This window comes from Natronococcus pandeyae, assembly GCF_008122205.1.
GTDB lineage: Archaea > Halobacteriota > Halobacteria > Halobacteriales > Natrialbaceae > Natronococcus > Natronococcus pandeyae.
Map to the genome: position 1 here is coordinate 1 of NZ_PHNJ01000008.1, position 18,303 is coordinate 18,303.

15 protein-coding genes and 2 pseudogenes are annotated in these 18,303 nt (G+C 62.5%); 6 read left to right on the forward strand and 11 right to left on the reverse strand.

Annotated features, from left to right (window positions below; translation table 11 throughout):
* The 5 genes and pseudogenes from CV102_RS14885 to CV102_RS14910 all read right to left on the reverse strand — a co-directional run.
* Nucleotides 1–458, reverse strand: a pseudogene (locus tag CV102_RS14885) (hypothetical protein); the annotation flags it as partial.
* A 605-nt stretch (nucleotides 459–1,063) separates the two neighbouring features.
* Nucleotides 1,064–2,560, reverse strand: a complete 1,497-nt coding sequence (locus CV102_RS14890; RefSeq protein WP_233710707.1) for a S8 family peptidase — start codon at nucleotides 2,558–2,560, stop codon at nucleotides 1,064–1,066.
* Nucleotides 2,561–3,315: 755 nt separating this feature from the next.
* Nucleotides 3,316–4,791, reverse strand: coding sequence for a hypothetical protein (locus tag CV102_RS14895; RefSeq protein ID WP_148858807.1), 1,476 nt, complete (start codon nucleotides 4,789–4,791; stop codon nucleotides 3,316–3,318).
* A gap of 1,077 nt (nucleotides 4,792–5,868) precedes the next feature.
* Entirely contained in the window at nucleotides 5,869–6,483 is a 615-nt protein-coding gene (locus tag CV102_RS14900; RefSeq protein ID WP_148858808.1) for a hypothetical protein, read from the reverse strand.
* A 354-nt stretch (nucleotides 6,484–6,837) separates the two neighbouring features.
* Nucleotides 6,838–7,287 (reverse strand): dCTP deaminase, encoded by a 450-nt coding sequence (locus tag CV102_RS14910; RefSeq protein WP_148858809.1) that lies wholly within the window; start codon nucleotides 7,285–7,287, stop codon nucleotides 6,838–6,840.
* Nucleotides 7,288–7,395: 108 nt separating this feature from the next.
* Between CV102_RS14910 and CV102_RS14915 the strand changes: the two genes are divergently transcribed.
* Complete coding sequence (locus CV102_RS14915) at nucleotides 7,396–8,646, forward strand: Zn-dependent hydrolase (protein WP_148858810.1); 1,251 nt, start codon at nucleotides 7,396–7,398, stop codon at nucleotides 8,644–8,646.
* Nucleotides 8,647–8,680: 34 nt separating this feature from the next.
* On the opposite strand, the gene CV102_RS14920 is transcribed toward CV102_RS14915, so the two are convergent.
* A complete protein-coding gene (locus CV102_RS14920; RefSeq protein WP_148858811.1) occupies nucleotides 8,681–10,153 on the reverse strand; it encodes an amidase in 1,473 nt (490 codons plus the stop codon).
* 77 nt (nucleotides 10,154–10,230) lie between these two features.
* Between CV102_RS14920 and CV102_RS14925 the strand changes: the two genes are divergently transcribed.
* Nucleotides 10,231–10,899, forward strand: coding sequence for an O-methyltransferase (locus CV102_RS14925; RefSeq protein WP_148858812.1), 669 nt, complete (start codon nucleotides 10,231–10,233; stop codon nucleotides 10,897–10,899).
* On the opposite strand, the gene CV102_RS14930 is transcribed toward CV102_RS14925, so the two are convergent.
* The 3 genes and pseudogenes from CV102_RS14930 to CV102_RS14940 all read right to left on the reverse strand — a co-directional run bounded on the left by CV102_RS14930 (nucleotide 10,884) and on the right by CV102_RS14940 (nucleotide 12,405).
* Entirely contained in the window at nucleotides 10,884–11,342 is a 459-nt protein-coding gene (locus CV102_RS14930; protein ID WP_148858813.1) for a hypothetical protein, read from the reverse strand. The genes CV102_RS14925 and CV102_RS14930 overlap by 16 nt on opposite strands.
* 56 nt (nucleotides 11,343–11,398) lie before the next feature.
* A pseudogene (locus CV102_RS26645) lies at nucleotides 11,399–11,527 on the reverse strand (DUF1467 domain-containing protein); the annotation flags it as partial.
* An 86-nt stretch (nucleotides 11,528–11,613) separates the two neighbouring features.
* The gene (locus tag CV102_RS14940; RefSeq protein ID WP_148858814.1) at nucleotides 11,614–12,405 is read right to left on the reverse strand and encodes a creatininase family protein; all 792 of its coding nucleotides are present in this window, start codon (nucleotides 12,403–12,405) and stop codon (nucleotides 11,614–11,616) included.
* Between the two features lie 145 nt (nucleotides 12,406–12,550).
* On the opposite strand from CV102_RS14940, the gene nikR reads away from it, so the two are divergent.
* The 4 genes from nikR (at nucleotide 12,551) to CV102_RS14960 (ending at nucleotide 15,467) form a co-directional block, all read left to right on the forward strand.
* Nucleotides 12,551–12,988 (forward strand): nickel-responsive transcriptional regulator NikR, encoded by a 438-nt coding sequence (gene nikR / locus CV102_RS14945; RefSeq protein ID WP_148858815.1) that lies wholly within the window; start codon nucleotides 12,551–12,553, stop codon nucleotides 12,986–12,988.
* Between the two features lie 348 nt (nucleotides 12,989–13,336).
* A complete protein-coding gene (locus CV102_RS14950) occupies nucleotides 13,337–13,714 on the forward strand; it encodes a cupin domain-containing protein (protein ID WP_148858816.1) in 378 nt (125 codons plus the stop codon).
* A gap of 163 nt (nucleotides 13,715–13,877) precedes the next feature.
* On the forward strand, nucleotides 13,878–14,228 hold the full coding sequence (locus tag CV102_RS14955; RefSeq protein ID WP_233710708.1) for a hypothetical protein: 351 nt from the start codon (nucleotides 13,878–13,880) through the stop codon (nucleotides 14,226–14,228).
* 87 nt (nucleotides 14,229–14,315) lie between these two features.
* Nucleotides 14,316–15,467, forward strand: a complete 1,152-nt coding sequence (locus tag CV102_RS14960; protein WP_148858818.1) for an acyl-CoA dehydrogenase family protein — start codon at nucleotides 14,316–14,318, stop codon at nucleotides 15,465–15,467.
* 7 nt (nucleotides 15,468–15,474) lie between these two features.
* Here CV102_RS14960 and CV102_RS14965 read toward each other — a convergent pair whose 3' ends face one another.
* Together CV102_RS14965 and CV102_RS14970 are read right to left on the reverse strand one after the other, a co-directional pair.
* Nucleotides 15,475–16,047 (reverse strand): HalX domain-containing protein, encoded by a 573-nt coding sequence (locus CV102_RS14965; RefSeq protein ID WP_148858819.1) that lies wholly within the window; start codon nucleotides 16,045–16,047, stop codon nucleotides 15,475–15,477.
* Between the two features lie 199 nt (nucleotides 16,048–16,246).
* Nucleotides 16,247–18,226: a 3-hydroxyacyl-CoA dehydrogenase/enoyl-CoA hydratase family protein gene (locus CV102_RS14970; RefSeq protein WP_148858820.1), complete on the reverse strand. Its 1,980-nt coding sequence runs from the start codon at nucleotides 18,224–18,226 to the stop codon at nucleotides 16,247–16,249.
* Nucleotides 18,227–18,303: the final 77 nt, after the last annotated feature.

The following is an 18,303-nucleotide window of genomic DNA, read 5'->3' on the forward strand; positions in this document are numbered from 1 at the left end:
GGTGCTTCCTCGTCAGCTTCCTCGAGTTCGTCAGCGAGCTGCTGCCAGTCTTCGACGGTGTCCGCGCCGTTGTTCAGGGCGTCAACGGCTTCCTGGGCTGCAGCGCCGTACTCTTCTTCGATCTCATCGGCTTCTTCGCGTGCCTCCTCGGGCGTGTCGACATCGTCGGCGATGTCCTCACCGAGGATCTCCTGGGACTGCGCGTTGATCTCGTCTACAATCTTGGTAAAGAGTTCATCCTGCAGGTCTTCCTGAATCTCCTCGTCGAACTCATCTATCTGTTCGATGTCTTCGACGTTTTCGAACTGCGGATTAATATCCTCGATATCCTCGTTGACCTGTTCGACTGCCTCGTCCTCGGTCGTCTGTGCCGCGACCGAGCCTACGCCAGCGAATGCTGACGTAATCATAAATGTTGCAAGTGCCAGTGCGATCAGTGTGTGTCGTGTTTTGCTCATGCGATCACTGCCCTCCTCGGGTGATTCCTTCGGAAGGCATCCGTCCGTAGACTGACTGCCTGGTTATAACAGGACAATAGTTCATAGTTTATTTCTTTTCTGAGACGGTCTTATTGCTTTTCTAAGGAGATCTCGATATTCGATGCAGCTGCGACACTAAAATATGTGTGCAACTATTATTCTTGATATACTCTCGTTCGGCGCTGAGCCGGCCAATATACGGCCTCCTGATAGTTTTCGTTCGATCGGCAGTCCGTTTTCGGCTCCGAACGTAACTGGTTTCCACGGACTCTATCATGAACGTCAGTTAAGCTCGATTTCAGTCGACCAGGCTACATGTTTCAGTAGCAACGGTGCCGAACGGATCGAACGGCTACATTCCACGTATGGAACAATATGAAAAGGGTGGGATAGTCCTGATACCCCTCAGTGCGGCTTCCAATCGGCCAGTCCAGGACGATCGGCCCGAATCCGACCCGGTAGCGAGTCCTTCGAGCGGGTCCCGCTGAGAAGCGCACGAGCACCCGCGAGAGCCCCACTGACGTGCGGCGAGAACGGCGCTCGACCGCCGTGCTTCGACTACAGACCCATCGTACCGTGTCCCGTCACCGGTCCCTATCAGGGGACGACGGCGAGACGTCTTCCGATTCCCCGGTATCCTCGTCGTCGCCCCCGCTGGGTGCGATCTCGGCCTCGCCGAAGCCCGCGAGATCGCCGTCCTCCGCGCGCTGAACCGCCGCGAGAGCGTCGACGTACCCAGTTCCGATGTTCTCCGCGGTGTACTCGTCCGCACCGTCGGGGTCGTCGACGTCGTCGATGGCGTCGAGATCGGCCGTCGCCTCGAGCGTGTTGAGGACGTCGATCGAGTCGGGTACCGTCCCGTGGGTTTCGACGTACGCGTCGATCACTAGCGTCGCACAGCCGGCGACGGCCGGGCAGGACATGCTCGTTCCGTCGAGTGAACCGTAGAAGAGTTCCGTGTCGTCCCCAACCGCCTGGAGTGGATGAGCCGGGTTCATCGTACTCAGCACGTCCGCGCCCTTCGCTCCGGTTCCGTTGCGGTACAATCCGAGCGGGCCATCGACGTCACCGTCGGTCCGGTACGTCTCGAGGTTCTCGTAGGCTTTCTCCCGATCGTAGTTCGACTCACCGTGGAAATCGTCGGATCGTCCGCGTGAGGAGAACGCCGCGACCGACTGGTCGGCGTGGGTGGCTGCGACACCGAGGACGTTCGGTGCCCGTGCGAGGGCGTTGAGCGTGTTCGTCTCCGGGCCGGAGTTACCGGCGGCGAACACGGGCAGAATGTTCTCCTGGAGCGCCTCCCAGGTGGCGACGTTTTCGGGCATATCGGGATCGAAGTCGCCGTCGTCGGTGATCCCGTAGGAATTCGAGACGACCTGCACGTCAGTTTCACCGGCCCGTTTTTGGCTAATCATGTGATCGTACGCAGCGACGACCTTGACCAGGAGAAGCGTCAATCCCGCCGAGTAGACCGTCAGGTCGGCGTCGGGTGCCATCCCGCTGAACTCGCCCTCACTCTGGGTGCCGTTCCCAGCGACCGTTCCCGAGCAGTGCGTCCCGTGGCCGTTGTCGTCGGTGTTGATCGGTCCCGCGTCGGCCCAGAGGGTGGTGTCACCGTCGTCGGTGAGCGGGTCACCGATCCAGCGCCAGTTCGCGACGAGGTTGTCGGTGAGATCGGGGTGCAGACCGTCGACGCCCGAGTCGATAACGACGCTGTGAACGTTCTCGCCGGTGTAGCCGTCTACTCCCTCGCCAGCCTGAACTTCCTGTGCGTTCGTGGTCGCGCGGGCGTCGTCGTTGTAGTACTCGAGTTCCCGGTTCGGAACGACGCTGACCACTTCCGGGAGGTCGGCGATCGTCTCGAGGAGCGTTCCGGGCGCTCTGGTGTACGCGATCGGCAACGTCTCGAACCCGAAGTATCCGTCCGGGAGCGAAAGCGTATCCAGGAGTGCGATGTCGTCGACCGTCTCGAGGACGACGAGAACCTCCTGCAGGGAATCAGTCGCAGTGTCCAGTGTCTCGTCGAGCGTCGTCCCGAGGTCGAGTGCTGTCGCGCTCCCGGTGGGGAGGACAGTTGCCACACCCGCGACGCCTATCGATTTGAGCACTCCCCGTCGGTGACGCGATGTCGCACTCGGGGTTTCGTCGTTCACGGTTCCGTTCGCTCTTCTCGATACTCTCTTCTGGGTATCTGACTTGCTCACGTTCTTTAATTATTTATCGTCATGCTTTATTATTTACAGCCATCATTTGTCTTGCATATGGAACTGGTGAGAGAGAAAATTTCGCGCTCTTGCAACAGTGAGTGGTAGTGAGACAGCGAGGGGTTTCGTGGATAGCCCTGTAGCCCACTCCACGAGTCGTGGTAGCGCTGCCGACAGAGTTGACGTGCTCGACGGGGGTCGTAGTATTTTCCACAACGACTCCGGCAAGAGCACGAACAGATACGATTCCAGTCGTTCCGTTCCGATACCGTTCTCTTCCAGAGACTGACAGCAGGGATCCTTCGACACTCTCTCCTCGGGATCAGCACGTCCCTGAATTCCAGCGTTCTGCGACCGAATCCCGTACGATCAACTGTTCGGGCGTCCGGCCTGCGACTCCGATCCGAACTCGAGGCGTCACGAAGACGACGCCCGTCACGTGGAGTTCAGACGGCACTGATAATGGGACGATATCAGATCCATCAGTTCACGATAACGCTCACAAAGATGGGACACTGCGCTCGGGCAAGGAACTCTTCTCCCAACTAATCGAAAAAGGTGAATGTCACATCGGCTGGGTTTACTGAGCCGCGCGATACTCGTTCTCGGCGTTCGAATTCGATGGGTGCCCGTTATGGGCAGTGTTCGTCGTCAGTGTCGTCGGCGGGTTCGTCGTCAGTTGGCTCGTCGACGGGTTCGTCATCGGTGGGGTCGTCCGGCAGCTCGTCGATGTCTTCGACGTCGCCGTCAACGACGACGAAGACGTTTTCGACGGTGAGTTCCTCGACGGTGAGCTCTTCGACGGTAAGCTCCTCGACGACGATCGTATCGACGTCGTCAGGGACGTCTACGTCGTCGTCATCGTCGACAGGTGCGTCATCGTCGTCGTCAACGGGAGCGTCGTCGTCATCGTCGACAGGTGCGTCGTCGTCGTCAACGGGAGCGTCGTCGCCATCGTCGACAGGTGCATCTTCGTCGTCATCGACGGGTGCGTCATCGTCGTCAACGGGTGCGTCGTCGTCGTCAACGGGAGCGTCGTCGTCATCGTCGACTGGGGCGTCGTCGTCATCACCGACAGGCGTGTCGTCGTCAACGGGACCGCAGTCGTTCGGATTCTCGAGCGTTTCGTCACCGATCTGAACGCTCACGATCTCGACGTCACCAGCCGTGGTGATCTGCAGATCGTCCTCGAGCGTCGCCTCAGCGATCTCCGGGTTCTCCTCGAGGTCTTCGGGCTCGCTCAGTTCGGAGGCGTCGATCGTCAGCGACTCGCTGGCCTCGGCTTCCTGGTTGAAGAAGTTCAGCGTCACGTCGCCTTCAGTGATCGATTCGATCTCGGCACCGGCCAGCACTACTTCGTTACAACCGACGAACTCGGCGTCGAGATTAGTGATCGGAAGTTCTTCAGCAGGAACCTCGTCACCGACTTCGTCACCCACGTCATCTACGGGGCTGTCCTCATCGTCTTCCGGGAGGTCGTCGTCACCGACGGAGACGTTCTCGTCGACTTCGACGGTTTCGTTGTCCTCGTCAACGTCGACTGGACTGTCCTCGTCATCGTCGACGGGCGCGTCATCATCGTCGACGGGTGCGTCGTCGTCATCGACAGGTGCGTCCTCATCGTCGTCGACAGGTGCATCTTCGTCGTCATCGACGGGTGCGTCATCGTCGTCGACAGGCGCGTCATCGTCTTCCGGTGCTTCCTCGTCAGCTTCCTCGAGTTCGTCAGCGAGCTGCTGCCAGTCTTCGACGGTGTCCGCGCCGTTGTTCAGGGCGTCAACGGCTTCCTGGGCTGCAGCACCGTACTGCTCTTCGATCTCGTCAGCTTCTTCGCGTGCTTCCTCGGGCGTGTCGACGTCGTCGGCGATATCCTCGCCGAGGATCTCCTGGGACTGCGCGTTGATCTCGTCTACGATCTTGGTGAAGAGCTCATCCTGCAGGTCTTCCTGAACCTCTCCATCGAACTCATCGATCTGTTCGATGTCTTCGACGTTTTCGAACTGCGGGTTGATCTCCTCGATATCCTCGTTGACCTGTTCGACTGCCTCATCCTCGGTCGTCTGTGCCGCGACCGAGCCGACGCCAGCGAACGCCGCTGACGTAGCCATAAGCATAGCTAACAGTACTGCAAGAACCTGGGTTTGCGTCTCTCTTTTCATTGGATGGTTACCTTTGCCCTCGTATTCGAAGGCAAGAGGATCGGCGGTGCCAGTTATAATTAAACACAGATACGGTTCAGAGTTTACACAACTCGATAATCATTCAGTTGAGAACGCTGCAACGGTCTGATTCACCGGCCACTCGAGTAACACTACTGGTGATAGGTCTGTACAAGATATTGGTCCGTGACGATCTGATCGAAAACTTCTGCCCCAGCAGACGCTCTATCCGGCGAATTTCATTCGCTAAACGATAGCTAAACACACGAGATAGTAGTTGCCGCTGGTAGATGTGTGGGTGTGGATCTATCGTTATCGTTGATGATTGTCGCGAACCAGTTTACGATCTAACAGCGTACCGAACAGTCTGCAATTATCGAAAAATGTGCTACTGTGGCATGGATCTGGCTTCGATCCCGCCTCGTTGCTTCCAGTAGAACTGATTTCCGTAGTTTGATACGCCCAATCCTCCCAGGAATCGCTCGTGAGTTGCTCGGCAGCGACGCAGAACGAGACACGTACTCACGAGCTCGGCCTTCGAAGATGGGTGGGAGTCGGTGCACCTCGAGACTTTCCGCCGGATCACTCGGACGGGTTCTTTTGGAGAGCAACTCACTGTCTGCTGATGCCAGTGAGTGCCACGAGCGTGCAGCGTCCCGCCACCGTCGAGAGACGGCCATGCCAGCACTGCCGCTCGGGTCGGGGACGACAGCGACCGTCCGATGACGACAGCGGACCTAATACCGTCGGGACCCTTCACGGAAGGCAGCGCTACACTGGCGACGCGAAGCGACTCTCGTTCCAGCGCCGGTACGTAGCCATCCCGGAGAGAAATGACCCATCGGATCCAGCACGCTGTAAAAAATCCAACACGCTGTAGAAGACCCAGATCGATTCGATCAGTGCCCAACTGACTGTTCGGCGTTGCTGTACTGAGAGGGCGTTTAGTGATGCAGATTGAGTCGACACCACGTCCGTAGCTAATCCGTCGTCTCGATCGAATCCGTCGACCGACTCTCGAGTCCGTCAGGTACTGTTCGGTTCGGAGACCGAGTCGTTCCGTGGAGCACGTGTGGCAAAGTAGGCAATGACGCCACCGATCGCACCGAATACGAGCGGGTAGAACGTCCCGGCGAATCCGATCGACAGGAGGAGGTTGGGTGCCATCGCTTCCTCACCCGGTGCGACCGTGAAGACGAACGTCCCCAGGATCACGAGTGGGAGGTAGCCGACGATGACGATCGACCCGGTGAGTGCAGCATCCGTTACCGATCCGCGGACCGTCTGTGTGTACCGCGTGACTATTGCACCAGCGAACAGCAGAACCAGTATCGGAACGGCGTACAGCACCAGGGTACTTCCTCCCTCCGCCAGGATGAAGTTGTGACGCGGATCGAGTGCTTGCAAGACGCTATACTGTGGCGCGTCGGCGGGGACGTTGTGCGCGTTGAAGAATAGCAACCCGATCATCTCGACCGCCAGGTCCTCCCCGGTCGCTGCTTCTAGCGACTCGAAATCCTCACTCGCTTGCACGTCGCCGATCGCGGCGGCGTAGGTGAGGATGTATCCGACTACCCACGCAGTCGCACCGGCCACTAACCCGACGGCAATCGTGATCTTTGATTCGCGATTAACTACCATAGCACGTGATTATCAATAATGATATTTAGTTCTTGGTGAACGATAAATAAACTCCACGTTTATTTCTGTGGACACACCGGGAACCGACTCGTTTGGCAGACAGTGGCCGGCAGGTCCGGGATATGGAAACTCTGCCGTTCGAAAGAACTGGGGTTCACGTTGCGCTGTGGGCAGAAGCGGTTACAGAGGAAACCAGAACAAGATCACCAACGCAATCGAGTTCGCGATGACGGACTCGTTCAGCAGCTACGCTGATCGCGCTGAACGATACGGCCGTTTACCAGAATCTCCGATCGCCTGGAACGGTACGTTTCGTCCAATCGACAGGTATCTGATTGGAGTCGAATCGGTGACTCACTCGAGCTGTCCGGCCCCCGACGGGGCGAGCGTCGAGACGCGAGCGTTCTCCTTGATTTCGAGCCCGCCGCCGGCGACGGTTAGCGGCATCAGCGGCAGGTGTGAGGCCACCTGCACCGTCGGATGAGAGCCGCCGCGGGCGAGCAGTTCGTTCGTCGGCTGGAGCAACAGCGGCGTCTCGAGATCGGTGAGGAACTCGTTGTGCTGGAAGACGTACTGGCCGCCGTCGAGTTCCCACCAGCCGTACTCGTCGTCGGGATCGCGAAGCTCCGTCGGAACCGGCTCGAGGTCGGCGTCCTCGAGTTCGTCGCCGCCGAAGTCGATGCGGCCGGGGGCAGCGACCTCGTAGATCGCGCTCACCGTCAGATCGATCCCGTGTTCGTGGACCTGTACCGGTTCGTACACCAGGTTGTCGACGTACTCCGCGAGCGGATGTTCGACACTCATCTCGGAGAAGACGACGGTTCGGAGCGGCAAAAAATGTGGCGTCGGGAGATCGACCGATGGACCGAGACGGAGCGAAACCATCTCTTTCCCCGCGCGAAACGAGGACGTATGGACGTCAGTCAGCAGCGACTCCGAACGGACATCGAGACGAACGCGACCTTCGGCTCGACCGAGTCCGAAACCGGTCACGGCCGAACCGTTCTCGTGGGTACCGAGGCGAACCGGGCGGCCCGAGATCGCTTCGTCGACCGATCCAAGGAAGCGGATCTCTCGGTCGAGGTCGACGCGGTCGGAAATATCGCGGCCACGTGGACGCCGCCGAGCGCCGACCCCGACGCCGCACCCGTCGCGGTCGGGAGCCACCTCGATTCGGTCCCCGAAGGTGGAATCTTCGACGGGCCGCTGGGCGTCTACGGCGCGCTCGAGGCCGTCCGCGGGCTCCAAGAGGAGGGAGTCGAACCCGCCAGACCGATCACGGTCGTCTGTTTCACCGAGGAAGAGGGCACGTGCTTTGGCGGCGGGATGCTGGGATCGGCGGTTGCGACCGGCCAGCGCGGCGTCGACGACGCGCTCGCGCTGACCGACGGCGAGGGGACGACTCTCGAGGACGCCCTCACCGGCATCGGGTACCGCGGCGAGGGCCGCCTCGACGCGAGCGCGTGGGACGCCTTCCTCGAACTGCACGTCGAACAGGACACGCGACTCGAGCGCGCCGACGTTCCGGTCGGCATCGTGACGACGATCACGGGAATCAGCCAGTCGACCGCCCGCGTCGTCGGCGAGGCGAACCACGCGGGCGCGACGCCGATGGACGAGCGACGCGACGCGCTGGCGGCCGCGAGCGAGTTCGTCCTCGAACTCGAGCGCGCGGGCCGCGACCACGCGCTTGCGGGCGAGAACACGGCTGTCGCGACCGTCGGCGGCTGCGACGTGCGACCGAACGCGACGAACGTCGTTCCCGGCGAGGTCGAACTCGGCGTCGACGTCCGTGACGTCGACTACGAGACGATGACGGCGATCCTCGAGCGCGCCGAACAAAGTCTCGGCCGGATCGGCGACGAGCGCAGCGTCGAGACGTCGTTCGCGCTCGAACTCGAACTCGAGCCCGCACCGATGAGCGATCGCTGCCAGCGCGCCTTCGAAGCGGGCGCGTCGGAGGCCGACGTCGAGGCCCTCTCGATGCACTCCGGGGCAGCTCACGACGCGATGCGCGTCGCGCGGGTCACCGACGCCGGCATGATATTTGCGCCCTCGCGGGACGGCATCTCGCACAACCCGCGGGAGTGGACCGACTGGGAGGACTGCGCGACCGCGACGCGGGTGCTCGCCGGCGCGCTGGCGGAGCTCTCGAGCGAGTAGCCACCGGGCTCGAAGGTCCGAAGACGACGAGCGACTACGTTCTCTCTTCGACCGCTCGAGCGATCTGCAGCGCCGTCGCCTCGTCGTGCCAGTCCGTGACGACCTGGAGCCCGACCGGCTTCGGCTCGTCCGCGTTAGTTTCCGCTGTCTCGCCACACGGGACCGAAACGGCGGGCGTCCCGGTCAGGTTGAACGGCGCGGTGTTCGCGATGGTTCGTAACAGCCCGTCCATCCCCTCGACGGAGCCGAATGGCGGGGCAGCCATCGGCGTCGTCGGCGTCACGAGCGCGTCGACTTCGGAGAGGTGTTCGCGGACGGTTGCCGTGAACCGACGGCCGAAATCCATCGCGGCGACGTACTGACGCCCCTCGAGGTGCTCGTTGAGCGCGCCGTGGTAGAGCAACTGTTCTTGGACGTTTGCCCCGAACTCGCTCCCCTCGGTCGCCTCCGCGAGCGCGTCGCGAAGCGGCGCCGTCGTTCCAGTTCCGACACCGTACGACACCCCGGCGTTCGCGACGAACGACGCGAACTCCGCCCCGGAGATCGTGCCGACTGCCGGTCCGACGAGGTCGTAGCCCTCGAGCGAGCGTCGCGTTACAGTCGCACCCGCGGACTCGAGGTCCGCGAGCGTCTCCTCCATCGCCCGTTCGACCGCGTCGTCCGCGGCGGCCATCGACTCCTCGACGACGCCGAGGGCGAGTCCGTCGACGCCGGCCTCGAGGTCCGCCGTGAGGTCGCTCGCCGCAACGTGGGGCGTCGCGTGCGTCGACGGATCGGCGACGTCCGGCCCCGCGACCGCGGCTGTGACCTCGGCGGCCGTTTCGACGTCGGGGGCCAGCGGCCCGACGTGATCGAGCGAGAGCGAGAGGTCGACGACGCCAAACCGAGACACCAGCCGGTGGGTCGGCTTGACGCCGACGACGCCGCAGAACGAGGCAGGAATGCGGATCGAGCCGCCGGTGTCCGTGCCGAGCGCGCAGTCGACCAGTCCGGCGGCGACCGCGGCCCCGCTGCCGCTCGAGGAACCACCCGGAACGCAGCCGTCGACGACGGGGTTCTCGGTCCGGCCGTGCGCGCAGGTCTCGCCGGTCGTGAAGAAGGCGAACTCGTCCATGTTCGTGGTGCCGACGATCGCGGCGCCAGCGTCCCGGAGTCGTTCGACAGCCGTCGCGCTGTACGGGGGCGTGTAGGTGAAGCCGGGCGACCCACAGGTCGTCTCGACGCCGGCGACGGCGACGTTTTCCTTGACCGCGATCTCGAGCCCCTCGAGCGCCCCCTCCGCCGTCGGCGAGAGCTCGAATCGGGTTCGGAACGCGTTGTGCGGATCGTCGCCGTCTCGGGTTTCGTTCGGCTCGTCGCTCGTCGGTGGCTCGACGTCGAAGGTATCCGCCGTCGCTGCCAGCGTCCTGGCGGTCTCGAGGTGCTCGGACCGCTCCTCGTCGGTAACGGAAATGCCGTATTTGTCGGCGGCACGCGCGAGCGTCTCGGCTGAAAGGTCCTCGGTCATAGTGTGATAGTTAGTCGCACGACTCAAAATTCGTTGCCGTCCCGGAACTCTATGTGGTCCGGTCCGTACGAGCCGGTATGACGGAGATCCTTTCAGACGAGATCGTTCGCTTCGTGCGCGCAGTCGGCCCGGATCCCGACGAGACGCTCCGAGAGATGGACGAGTACGCCCGCGACGAGGGGTTCCCCCACGTCGGTCCCGAGGTCGGCACCTTCCTTCGGTTCGTCGCCCGACTCGCCGACGCCGAACGGATCTTCGAGTTCGGCTCCGGCTACGGCTACTCGGCCTACTGGTTCGCCGATGCGCTTCCCGCGGACGGCGAGATCGTCCTCACCGAAGTCGACGAAGACGAACTCGAGCTCGCCCGCGAGTACATGACCGCCGGTGGGTACGACGCCCAGGCGCGGTACGAACGCGGCGATGCGCTCGAGACGATCGACGACTACGAGGGGCCGTTCGACGCGGTGTTGATCGACCACCAGAAACACCGCTACGCCGACGCCTTCGAGGCCGTTCGCTCGAAGGTGCCCGTCGGCGGCGTCGTCGTCGCGGACAACGCGATCACTGCGGGGCCGATAAACTTCGAGAAATTGCTCGCGATTGCAGAAGGGGACGATCCTGGCGAGGTGGACGAACACACGCAAGGGATCGCCGACTACCTCGAGCGCGTGACGGCGGATCCGGCGTTCGAGACGATCGTTCTCCCGCTCGGGGAGGGGATCGCGGTGAGTTATCGCGTGGAGTAATCGGAGGTCGTCTCGCCCTCGAGCACCTGCTCGTCGGACAGCTCGGTCCCCGTTCGCGCGTACTCGCGGAACCCGAGGAAGACCGTCGCCGAACACGACGAGAGCAACGACGCCCACGTGACGGCCATCAGCGAGTGCACGAGAACCGTCGTCGAGCCGGGAACGACCGACGCGACCGTTCCGAGGCCGGCGAGATGAAGGCCACTGATGGCGAGAAAGCCGATCCAGAGCCCGAGGGCGAGCTGGGCGAGTTCTTTTCGAGAGATGCGGTCGGCGTAGTGGGCGGTGCAGTAGACGCCGCCGACGGCGAGCGCGGTCGCGCCTGCGGTCAGTCCGAGGGTATCTCCGGCGGCGGTCGCCGCGCCGGCACCGGCGAACAGCGCGAACGAGACGGCAAGCAGGAGTCGATTCGAACGATGAGCTGTTGAGAGCACGGAAGGCACCGTTTTCGTGGGACCAGCACTCGCCCGTACAAATAGCTGTTGGCTGGCTACAGCCGCTACTCTTCGGGTCCGTCGACCAGGACGCGTTCCTCCGGAGACTGGCGTCCCGGATGGATTCCGTAGGTGGCGAACCCGTACAGTACCGTTATGGCCACCGCACAGCAGACTGTTGCCCCGGCGGTCGACGACTGTCTGTGCAGGATGAGACGTTCGGGAATAGACGATTGGCCGACGGCACCCGTCGTGTGCATGCCGAACACACGGACCCAGCTTATCCGCCGCTTCCGGGCTTGGGATCGAGATGCGGCTCCGGCATGAGACCGTCGAACGGCTGGTCGTCGAGCCACTCGAGCAGCGCGACGAGTTGGTCCGTCGCGGCCTCGAAGAGCCGTTCGCCGACCCTCGGCGTCGCGTCGGTCTGGTCGCCGAAGACGCCGTTCGGACTGTTCTCGATCGAATCGTAGAACGTCGTCGCGCCGTGGACGCGCTCGGCGTCGTAGTCGAAGACCGCGCCGCCGTCCCGGGCCTGCTCGAGGCGATCCTCGTGGACGAGTTCCTCGGCGATGTGCATGATCATCGCCGTCTCCTTCGGGCCGCCGTGGGGGCCGGGCGTTTCGAAGACCTCCTCGATGAGTCCGGGGATCGATTCGTCCCACATCCACTCGATGGCGAAGGCAGTCTCGTCCTCGTGCAGTCGGCGGCCGACCTCGCGGAGGTGAGCGACGTTTCCACCGTGAGCGTTGACGAAAACGATCCGGTCGATACCGTGGTAGGTGAGATTCCGCGAGAGATTCTCCACGTAGTCGCGAAACACCGGCGGGTCGACCCACATCGTCCCGTGGAACTGCCGGTGGTGAGAGCTAACGCCGATCGGAATCGGCGGCGTACAGAGGTGGCCGGTGCGGTCGGTCGCCGCTCGAGCGAGCGCGTCCGCGATCAGGTAGTCGGTACCCTCGGGCAGGTGAGGGCCGTGCTGTTCCGTCGAGCCGAGCGGAACGACCGCGAGCGACTCGCTCGAGACGTAGTCGGCGAGGTCGGGCCAGGCCTGGTGTGGCAAGAACATATCTCACCCTCGCTGTGGATTGCCAAAACGTTGTGTGGCCGATACACACTGTGAAGTCGGTTGCGGGTGAATCGGCTACCGATGGTTTCGGCCAGCCCCGGATGCGATGGTAAACCTTAATAGTTGAACGCCTTCGAGTTATTATATGGCAGTTGTCAGCGTCTCGATGCCGGACGAACTCCTCGAGCGACTCGACCAGTTCGCCGACGAACACGGCTACACCGGTCGCAGTGAAGTCGTCAGGGAGGCCTCCCGAAACCTCCTCGGCGAGTTCGAGGACACTCGACTCGAGGACCGCGATCTGATGGGGATCGTCACCGTGCTGTTCGACTACGAGACGACGAGCGTCGAGGAGCGAATGATGCACCTGCGTCACGAACACGAGGACCTCGTCGCCTCGAACTTCCACAGCCACGTCGGCGACCACTACTGTATGGAACTGTTCGTCCTCGAGGGCGAACTCGAGGATATCTCGACGTTCGTCGGAAAGATTCGGGCGACCAAGGACGCACTGACGGTCGACTACTCCGTGACGCCGGTCGATAGCTTCGATCCGATCTCGCAGGACGGCAGCGGACAGTAAGGTCGGCCAGCGAACGTAGGACAGGCTCAGTGATTCGTTCTGGAGGGGCGCCCCGTAGAGAGTCGGAAACGCACAGTCAGTTTCGAACAGTACCGGCTGAACACGGGACTGATACTGTCGGACAGAAGTCAATGAGAAGTCGATCGCGAAGTAGCGGCCGTCGCCGCTGGAGACGACCGCGTCCGAGCGATCGATCTTCAAATAGTTCTGTCCGGCAGTATGATCGACGAGCCAGTTTTCACCTACCCGTGCCGGACGCCGCTTCTACGGGTAGTCGGGACCGATCAAGACGAGTTCCTCTTTTCAGAGAACGCGTGGTTTTACTATTGCCCCGACGTACTATCAGCCATGTCTTACCGGAAGGTCAATTACGAGGACGTCGATCAGGTCTCGAGTGCGATGCACTTTTTGAGCGACCCGCTCGAGACCGAGCAGGTTGGCGTGACGGTTGCACGCTGCGATCCGGGCTGGAACAGTCAGCCACACGACCACGCGGACAACGAACACGAGGAAGTGTACGTCCTCATCGAGGGCGAGGCGACGGTCATCATCGACGACGAACCCGTCGAGATGGAGACCGGTGACGCGCTGTGGATTCCACCGGAGTCGACGCGCCAGATTCGCAACGGGGATCACGAGAGTGCCTTCGTCCTCGTGAGCGCGCCGGGAATCGCCGACGAGGAGCGCGAGGACGGCGACTGGCTGCTTTCAGGATTCGCCGGGTGAGGACTGGGAGACCATTTAGTGGCTCCGCGTCGTCGCTTCTCTCGGGTGAGACTCGATCTATTCGAAACACCACGCGGCCGTTTCGCTCGTCGTCTCCGCAGCTTTCGTCTCCGTACTCGAGCCAGTCGAAGTCGGTGGAACGACCGTTCCCGGCCTCGCCGTCGTGGTCTACGGCACGGCTCTCGGCGTGTTCATCGACCTCGACCACTTCCTCATCGCTCGTTTCAAGACGGGGACCTGGAACGCCCTCCGGTTCTGTTTCGTCAATCCACTCGCCGCCTTCACCGAGCAGGATCGAATCTTCAGTCGGGGTGACGTCGGCGCGCTCACGCGACTGTTGAGCCACCTGTTGCTCACCGGCATCCTCGTTCCAGCGCTCGCGCTCACGAGCCTGCCACTCGGCGTCGTCACGGCCGCCGTACTCTACGCCCACATCGTTACCGACGTCGCCTGGGACATCCAGCGACTGCGAGGAACGGACCTCCATACGGACGACCAGGCGCAGTCGCTCTGATGGCTCTCTCGAACCGGCTCGAGTCGGCGTCGCTCGGCGTATCACGCCAGCCCTGCCTATTTGGGTGTTGATATCGATCGACACGATATGGAGTTGCTGGACCAAAGCGTCGTTCCGGAGCACGCACACGCGATAAAATCCGAGGCTCGCGAGTTCGCCCGCGAACAGATCGAACCCAACGCCCAGGAGTACTTTCAGTCGGGCGAGTATCCCCACGAGATCCTCGAGGCGGGCCAGGAAGCGAACCTCGTCGCCCAGGATATCCCGGAAGAGTGGGGCGGCCGGGGACTCGACCTCCCGCAGCTGCTCGCGCTCACCGAGGAGTTCTACCGTGCGGACGCGGGCATCGCCCTCACCCTCCAACTGGCGAGTTTCGGCTGCGAAATCACCTACGAGTACGGCTCCGACGAGCAGTGCGAAGAGTACATCCGCCCGGTCGCGGAGGGCGACCAGATCTCCGGGCTCGCCGTCTCCGAGCCCGAGACGGGGAGCGATCTTGCGGGAATGCAGACCCGTGCGGAGAAAGAGGGAGACGAGTACGTCATCAACGGCGAAAAGTACTGGATCGGCAACGGGGTCGAAGCGGACTGGGTTACGCTGTACGCACGAACGGGCGACGACGAAGACAACCGCTACGGAAACCACTCGATGTTCATCGTGCCGACCGACACCGAGGGGTACGAGGCCGAGCACATCCCCGAAAAGATGGCGATGCGCGCCTCCAAGCAGGCCCACATCACGTTCGACGACTGCCGCATCCCCGAGGAGAACCTGATCGGCCACGAGGGAGCCGGGTTCATGATGCTCGCCGACTTCTTCAACCACGGTCGCGTGATCGTCGCCGGCCACGGCCTCGGCATCGCCACCGCTGCCATCGAGGAAGCCTGGGAGTTCACCCACGACCGCGAGGAGTTCGGCCGGACGATAAACGAGTTCCAGGCGGTCCAGCACGGCCTCGCGGACATGCTCATCGAGTTCGAGAGCGCTCGGACGCTCACCTGGCGCGCCTGCGAGAACGTCGAGAACGGAACCCAGGCCGGCTACTGGGCAGCGATGGCGAAGACGAAGGCAACCGAAGCGGCCGTCGACGTCTCGGAGCAGGGGATGCAGTTCCACGGCGGCCGATCGGTCCTCGACGAGCGACGGATCGCCCGCGCCTACCGGGACGCTCGGATTCCCGTCATCTACGAGGGGGCAAACGAAGTCCAGCGCAACCTGATCTACGGGCAGGCACCGTAGCCGAGAGTCAGTACTCGGACTCGAGGTCCTCGAACGCGCCGACGAAGTCGTCGTGCGTCGCCAGTTCGTCGACCGTGTCCTCGAGGCGATGTTCGAGATCCTCGACTCTCTGACGGAGATCCTGGTACCCGTCGCTGTCCGCGAGTTCGTGGTCTCCCTTCTCGGACTCGAGTAACGCCTTCTTCGAGACGAGCGCGTAGTAGTCTCGGATCGTCGACTCGTACTCCGAACGGCCGGCGACTTCCGTGACCAGTTCGATGAGTTCGTCCTTCGAGACGGGTTTGACGAGGTAGTCGTCGAACCCCATCTCGATGATGTCGAAGTCGGGATCGACCGCCGTCACCATGATGACGCGGCAGTCGTATCCCTCCGCACGAATCTCCTCGAGGACGTCGTCACCGGATCGACCCGGCATCCGCCGGTCCAGGAGAACGACGTCGACCGACGCGTCCATTTTTTCGAGTGCTTCCGTCCCATCGTAGGCCGTTTCGGTCGTCCACTCCGAAGTGAGCCACGTCGCGAAGAGATCTGCAAGCTGCGACTCGTCGTCGACGACGAGCACGGTTTGCCCGTTACTCATCTGATCGCCCTCCGTTTTCATCATCTGTTACAGTCACGGTTTATATATAATCTCGAGCTGTGATAAATTTCGCGACCACTTGTAATCTGAGTAACGAGAGGGCGATTCGGTGCGCCGTGGATAGGGGAGGTGAATCCAAGCCTGTTCTCGACCCGATGTCGTCACCTGCGAACCACTCGGGCGGAGCGCCGTGGGCCGTTCACTTCCCCTCGAACTCCGGATCCTCGTCACCCATGAAGGCCGTGATACCCTCCATGAGGTCGTCAGTCGCCATCAGCTGGCCGAACGCGGCGGCCTCGTACTCGAGGCCGGCGTCGGTGTCGTGGCGACCGGCGAGCATCGCGCGCTTGGTGTACTTCGTCGCGATCGGTGGGCCGCCCGCCAGATCGGCTGCCAGTTCGAACGCTCGCTCCTCGAGGTCTGCGTTGTCGACGACGTCGGTAACGAAGCCGAATCGCTTCATCTCGTCGGCCTCGTAGCGGTCGGCGGTGAGGATGATCTCCTTCGCCGGCCCCTCGCCGATGACGTTCGCGAGTCGCTGGGTCCCGCCCCAGCCGGGGATCAGACCGAGGTCGAGTTCGGGCTGTCCGAACTGCGAGCGCTCGCTCGCGACGCGGATATCCGCGCAGGTCGACAGCTCCATCCCGCCGCCGAGACAGTAGCCGTCGATGCCCGCGACGACGGGAATATCCGCGGCCTCGAGTTTGCCGAACGTGGACTGGCCCTTCTTCGAGAGTTCGACGGCGCCGAGCGGATCCGCACCGCCGGCGGCCATGCTCTGGACGTCGGCCCCCGCGGAGAAGGCACGGTCGCCCTCGCCGGTGATGAGGATCGACCGAACCTCGTCGTCCTCCTCGAGGATGTCGACCGCCTCCGACAGCTCGTCGAGGAGTTCGCCGCTGATGGTGTTCATGCGGTGTGGTCGGTCGAGCACGATGTGGCCGACCATCTCGCCGGGGTGCTCGATGCGGATCGCCTCGAACTCGACGCCCCCGTCTTCGTCCTCGTCGGCCTCGTAGAACGAGCCGACTTCCTCGGCGCGTTCCTGTAGATAGTCGGCGGGCTCGTAGCGCTCGTGGCCCGTCTTCTCGTGGGCCTCCTCGAGCGCCTCGAGAACCGTCTCGAGGCCGAACTCGTCGGCCAGCTTGACCGGTCCGTCGGGGAAGCCGGCACCGAGCTTCGTCGCCTCGTCGATCGACTCCGGCGGGGCGACGTCGCCGCCGATCAGCTTGGCGACCTCGTTCGCCATCGTGGCGGTCAGTCGTTCCTTGACGAGGTCGGACTGCTCGTCGGTCGGGATCTCGGCGCCCTCGCCGTCCTCGTAATCGTAGAACCCCTTGCCGGTCTTCTTGCCGAGTTCCTCGTTCTCGACCTTCTCCTCGAGCAGCGGACACGGCTCGTAGGCGTCGCCGAGCACGTCGTGCATGTAGTCGAGCACGTGGTAGCTGATGTCGTTACCGACCTGGTCGCCGAGTTCGAACGAGCCCATCGGCAGGCCCATATCGTATTTCGTCGTCGAATCGACCTCGGCGATCGTCGCCTCGTCCTCGTGGACGAGCCAGCAGGCCTCGTTCATCAGCGGGACGAGAATGCGATTGACGATGAAGCCGGGCGAGTCCTTGTGGACGCGCACGGGCGACTTGTCGAAGTCTGCGGCGAGGTCTTCGATCAGGTCGAGCGTCTCCTCGTCGCTCTCGGCGCCCGAGATCACTTCGACGAGCGGCATCCGAACCGGCGGGTTGAAAAAGTGCATCCCGCAGAACTGCTCCGGTCGGTCGGTGAACTCGGCCAGATCCGTAATCGAGAGACTCGAGGTGTTCGTCGCGAAGATCGCTCGGTCGGGCGCGGCCGCCTCGAGCTCCTCGTAGACGTCCTGCTTGATCTCCATCTTCTCCGGGACGGCCTCGATGACGACGTCGGCGTTCCCGCAGGCTTCCTCCATGTCGACCAGCGGCGTCACGCGCTCGAGGGCGGCGTCGGCTTCCTCCTCGGAGAGCTGGTCGTTCTCCGCGAGTTTGTTCAGCGACCACTCGATCTGGTCGTAGCCGTCCTGGACGAACTCCTCTTTGATGTCGCGCATGTTGACGTCATAGCCGGCCATCGCGGCGACCTCCGCGATACCGTGACCCATGTTACCCGCTCCAAGAACTGCTATGGTGTTGATATCGTCTAGCTCCATGGACGTCTATGCAATGTGCACCCGTTTGAACGTTTCCCTCTCTGGTAAATAAAACTATAGTTCCGTTTATTCACGGT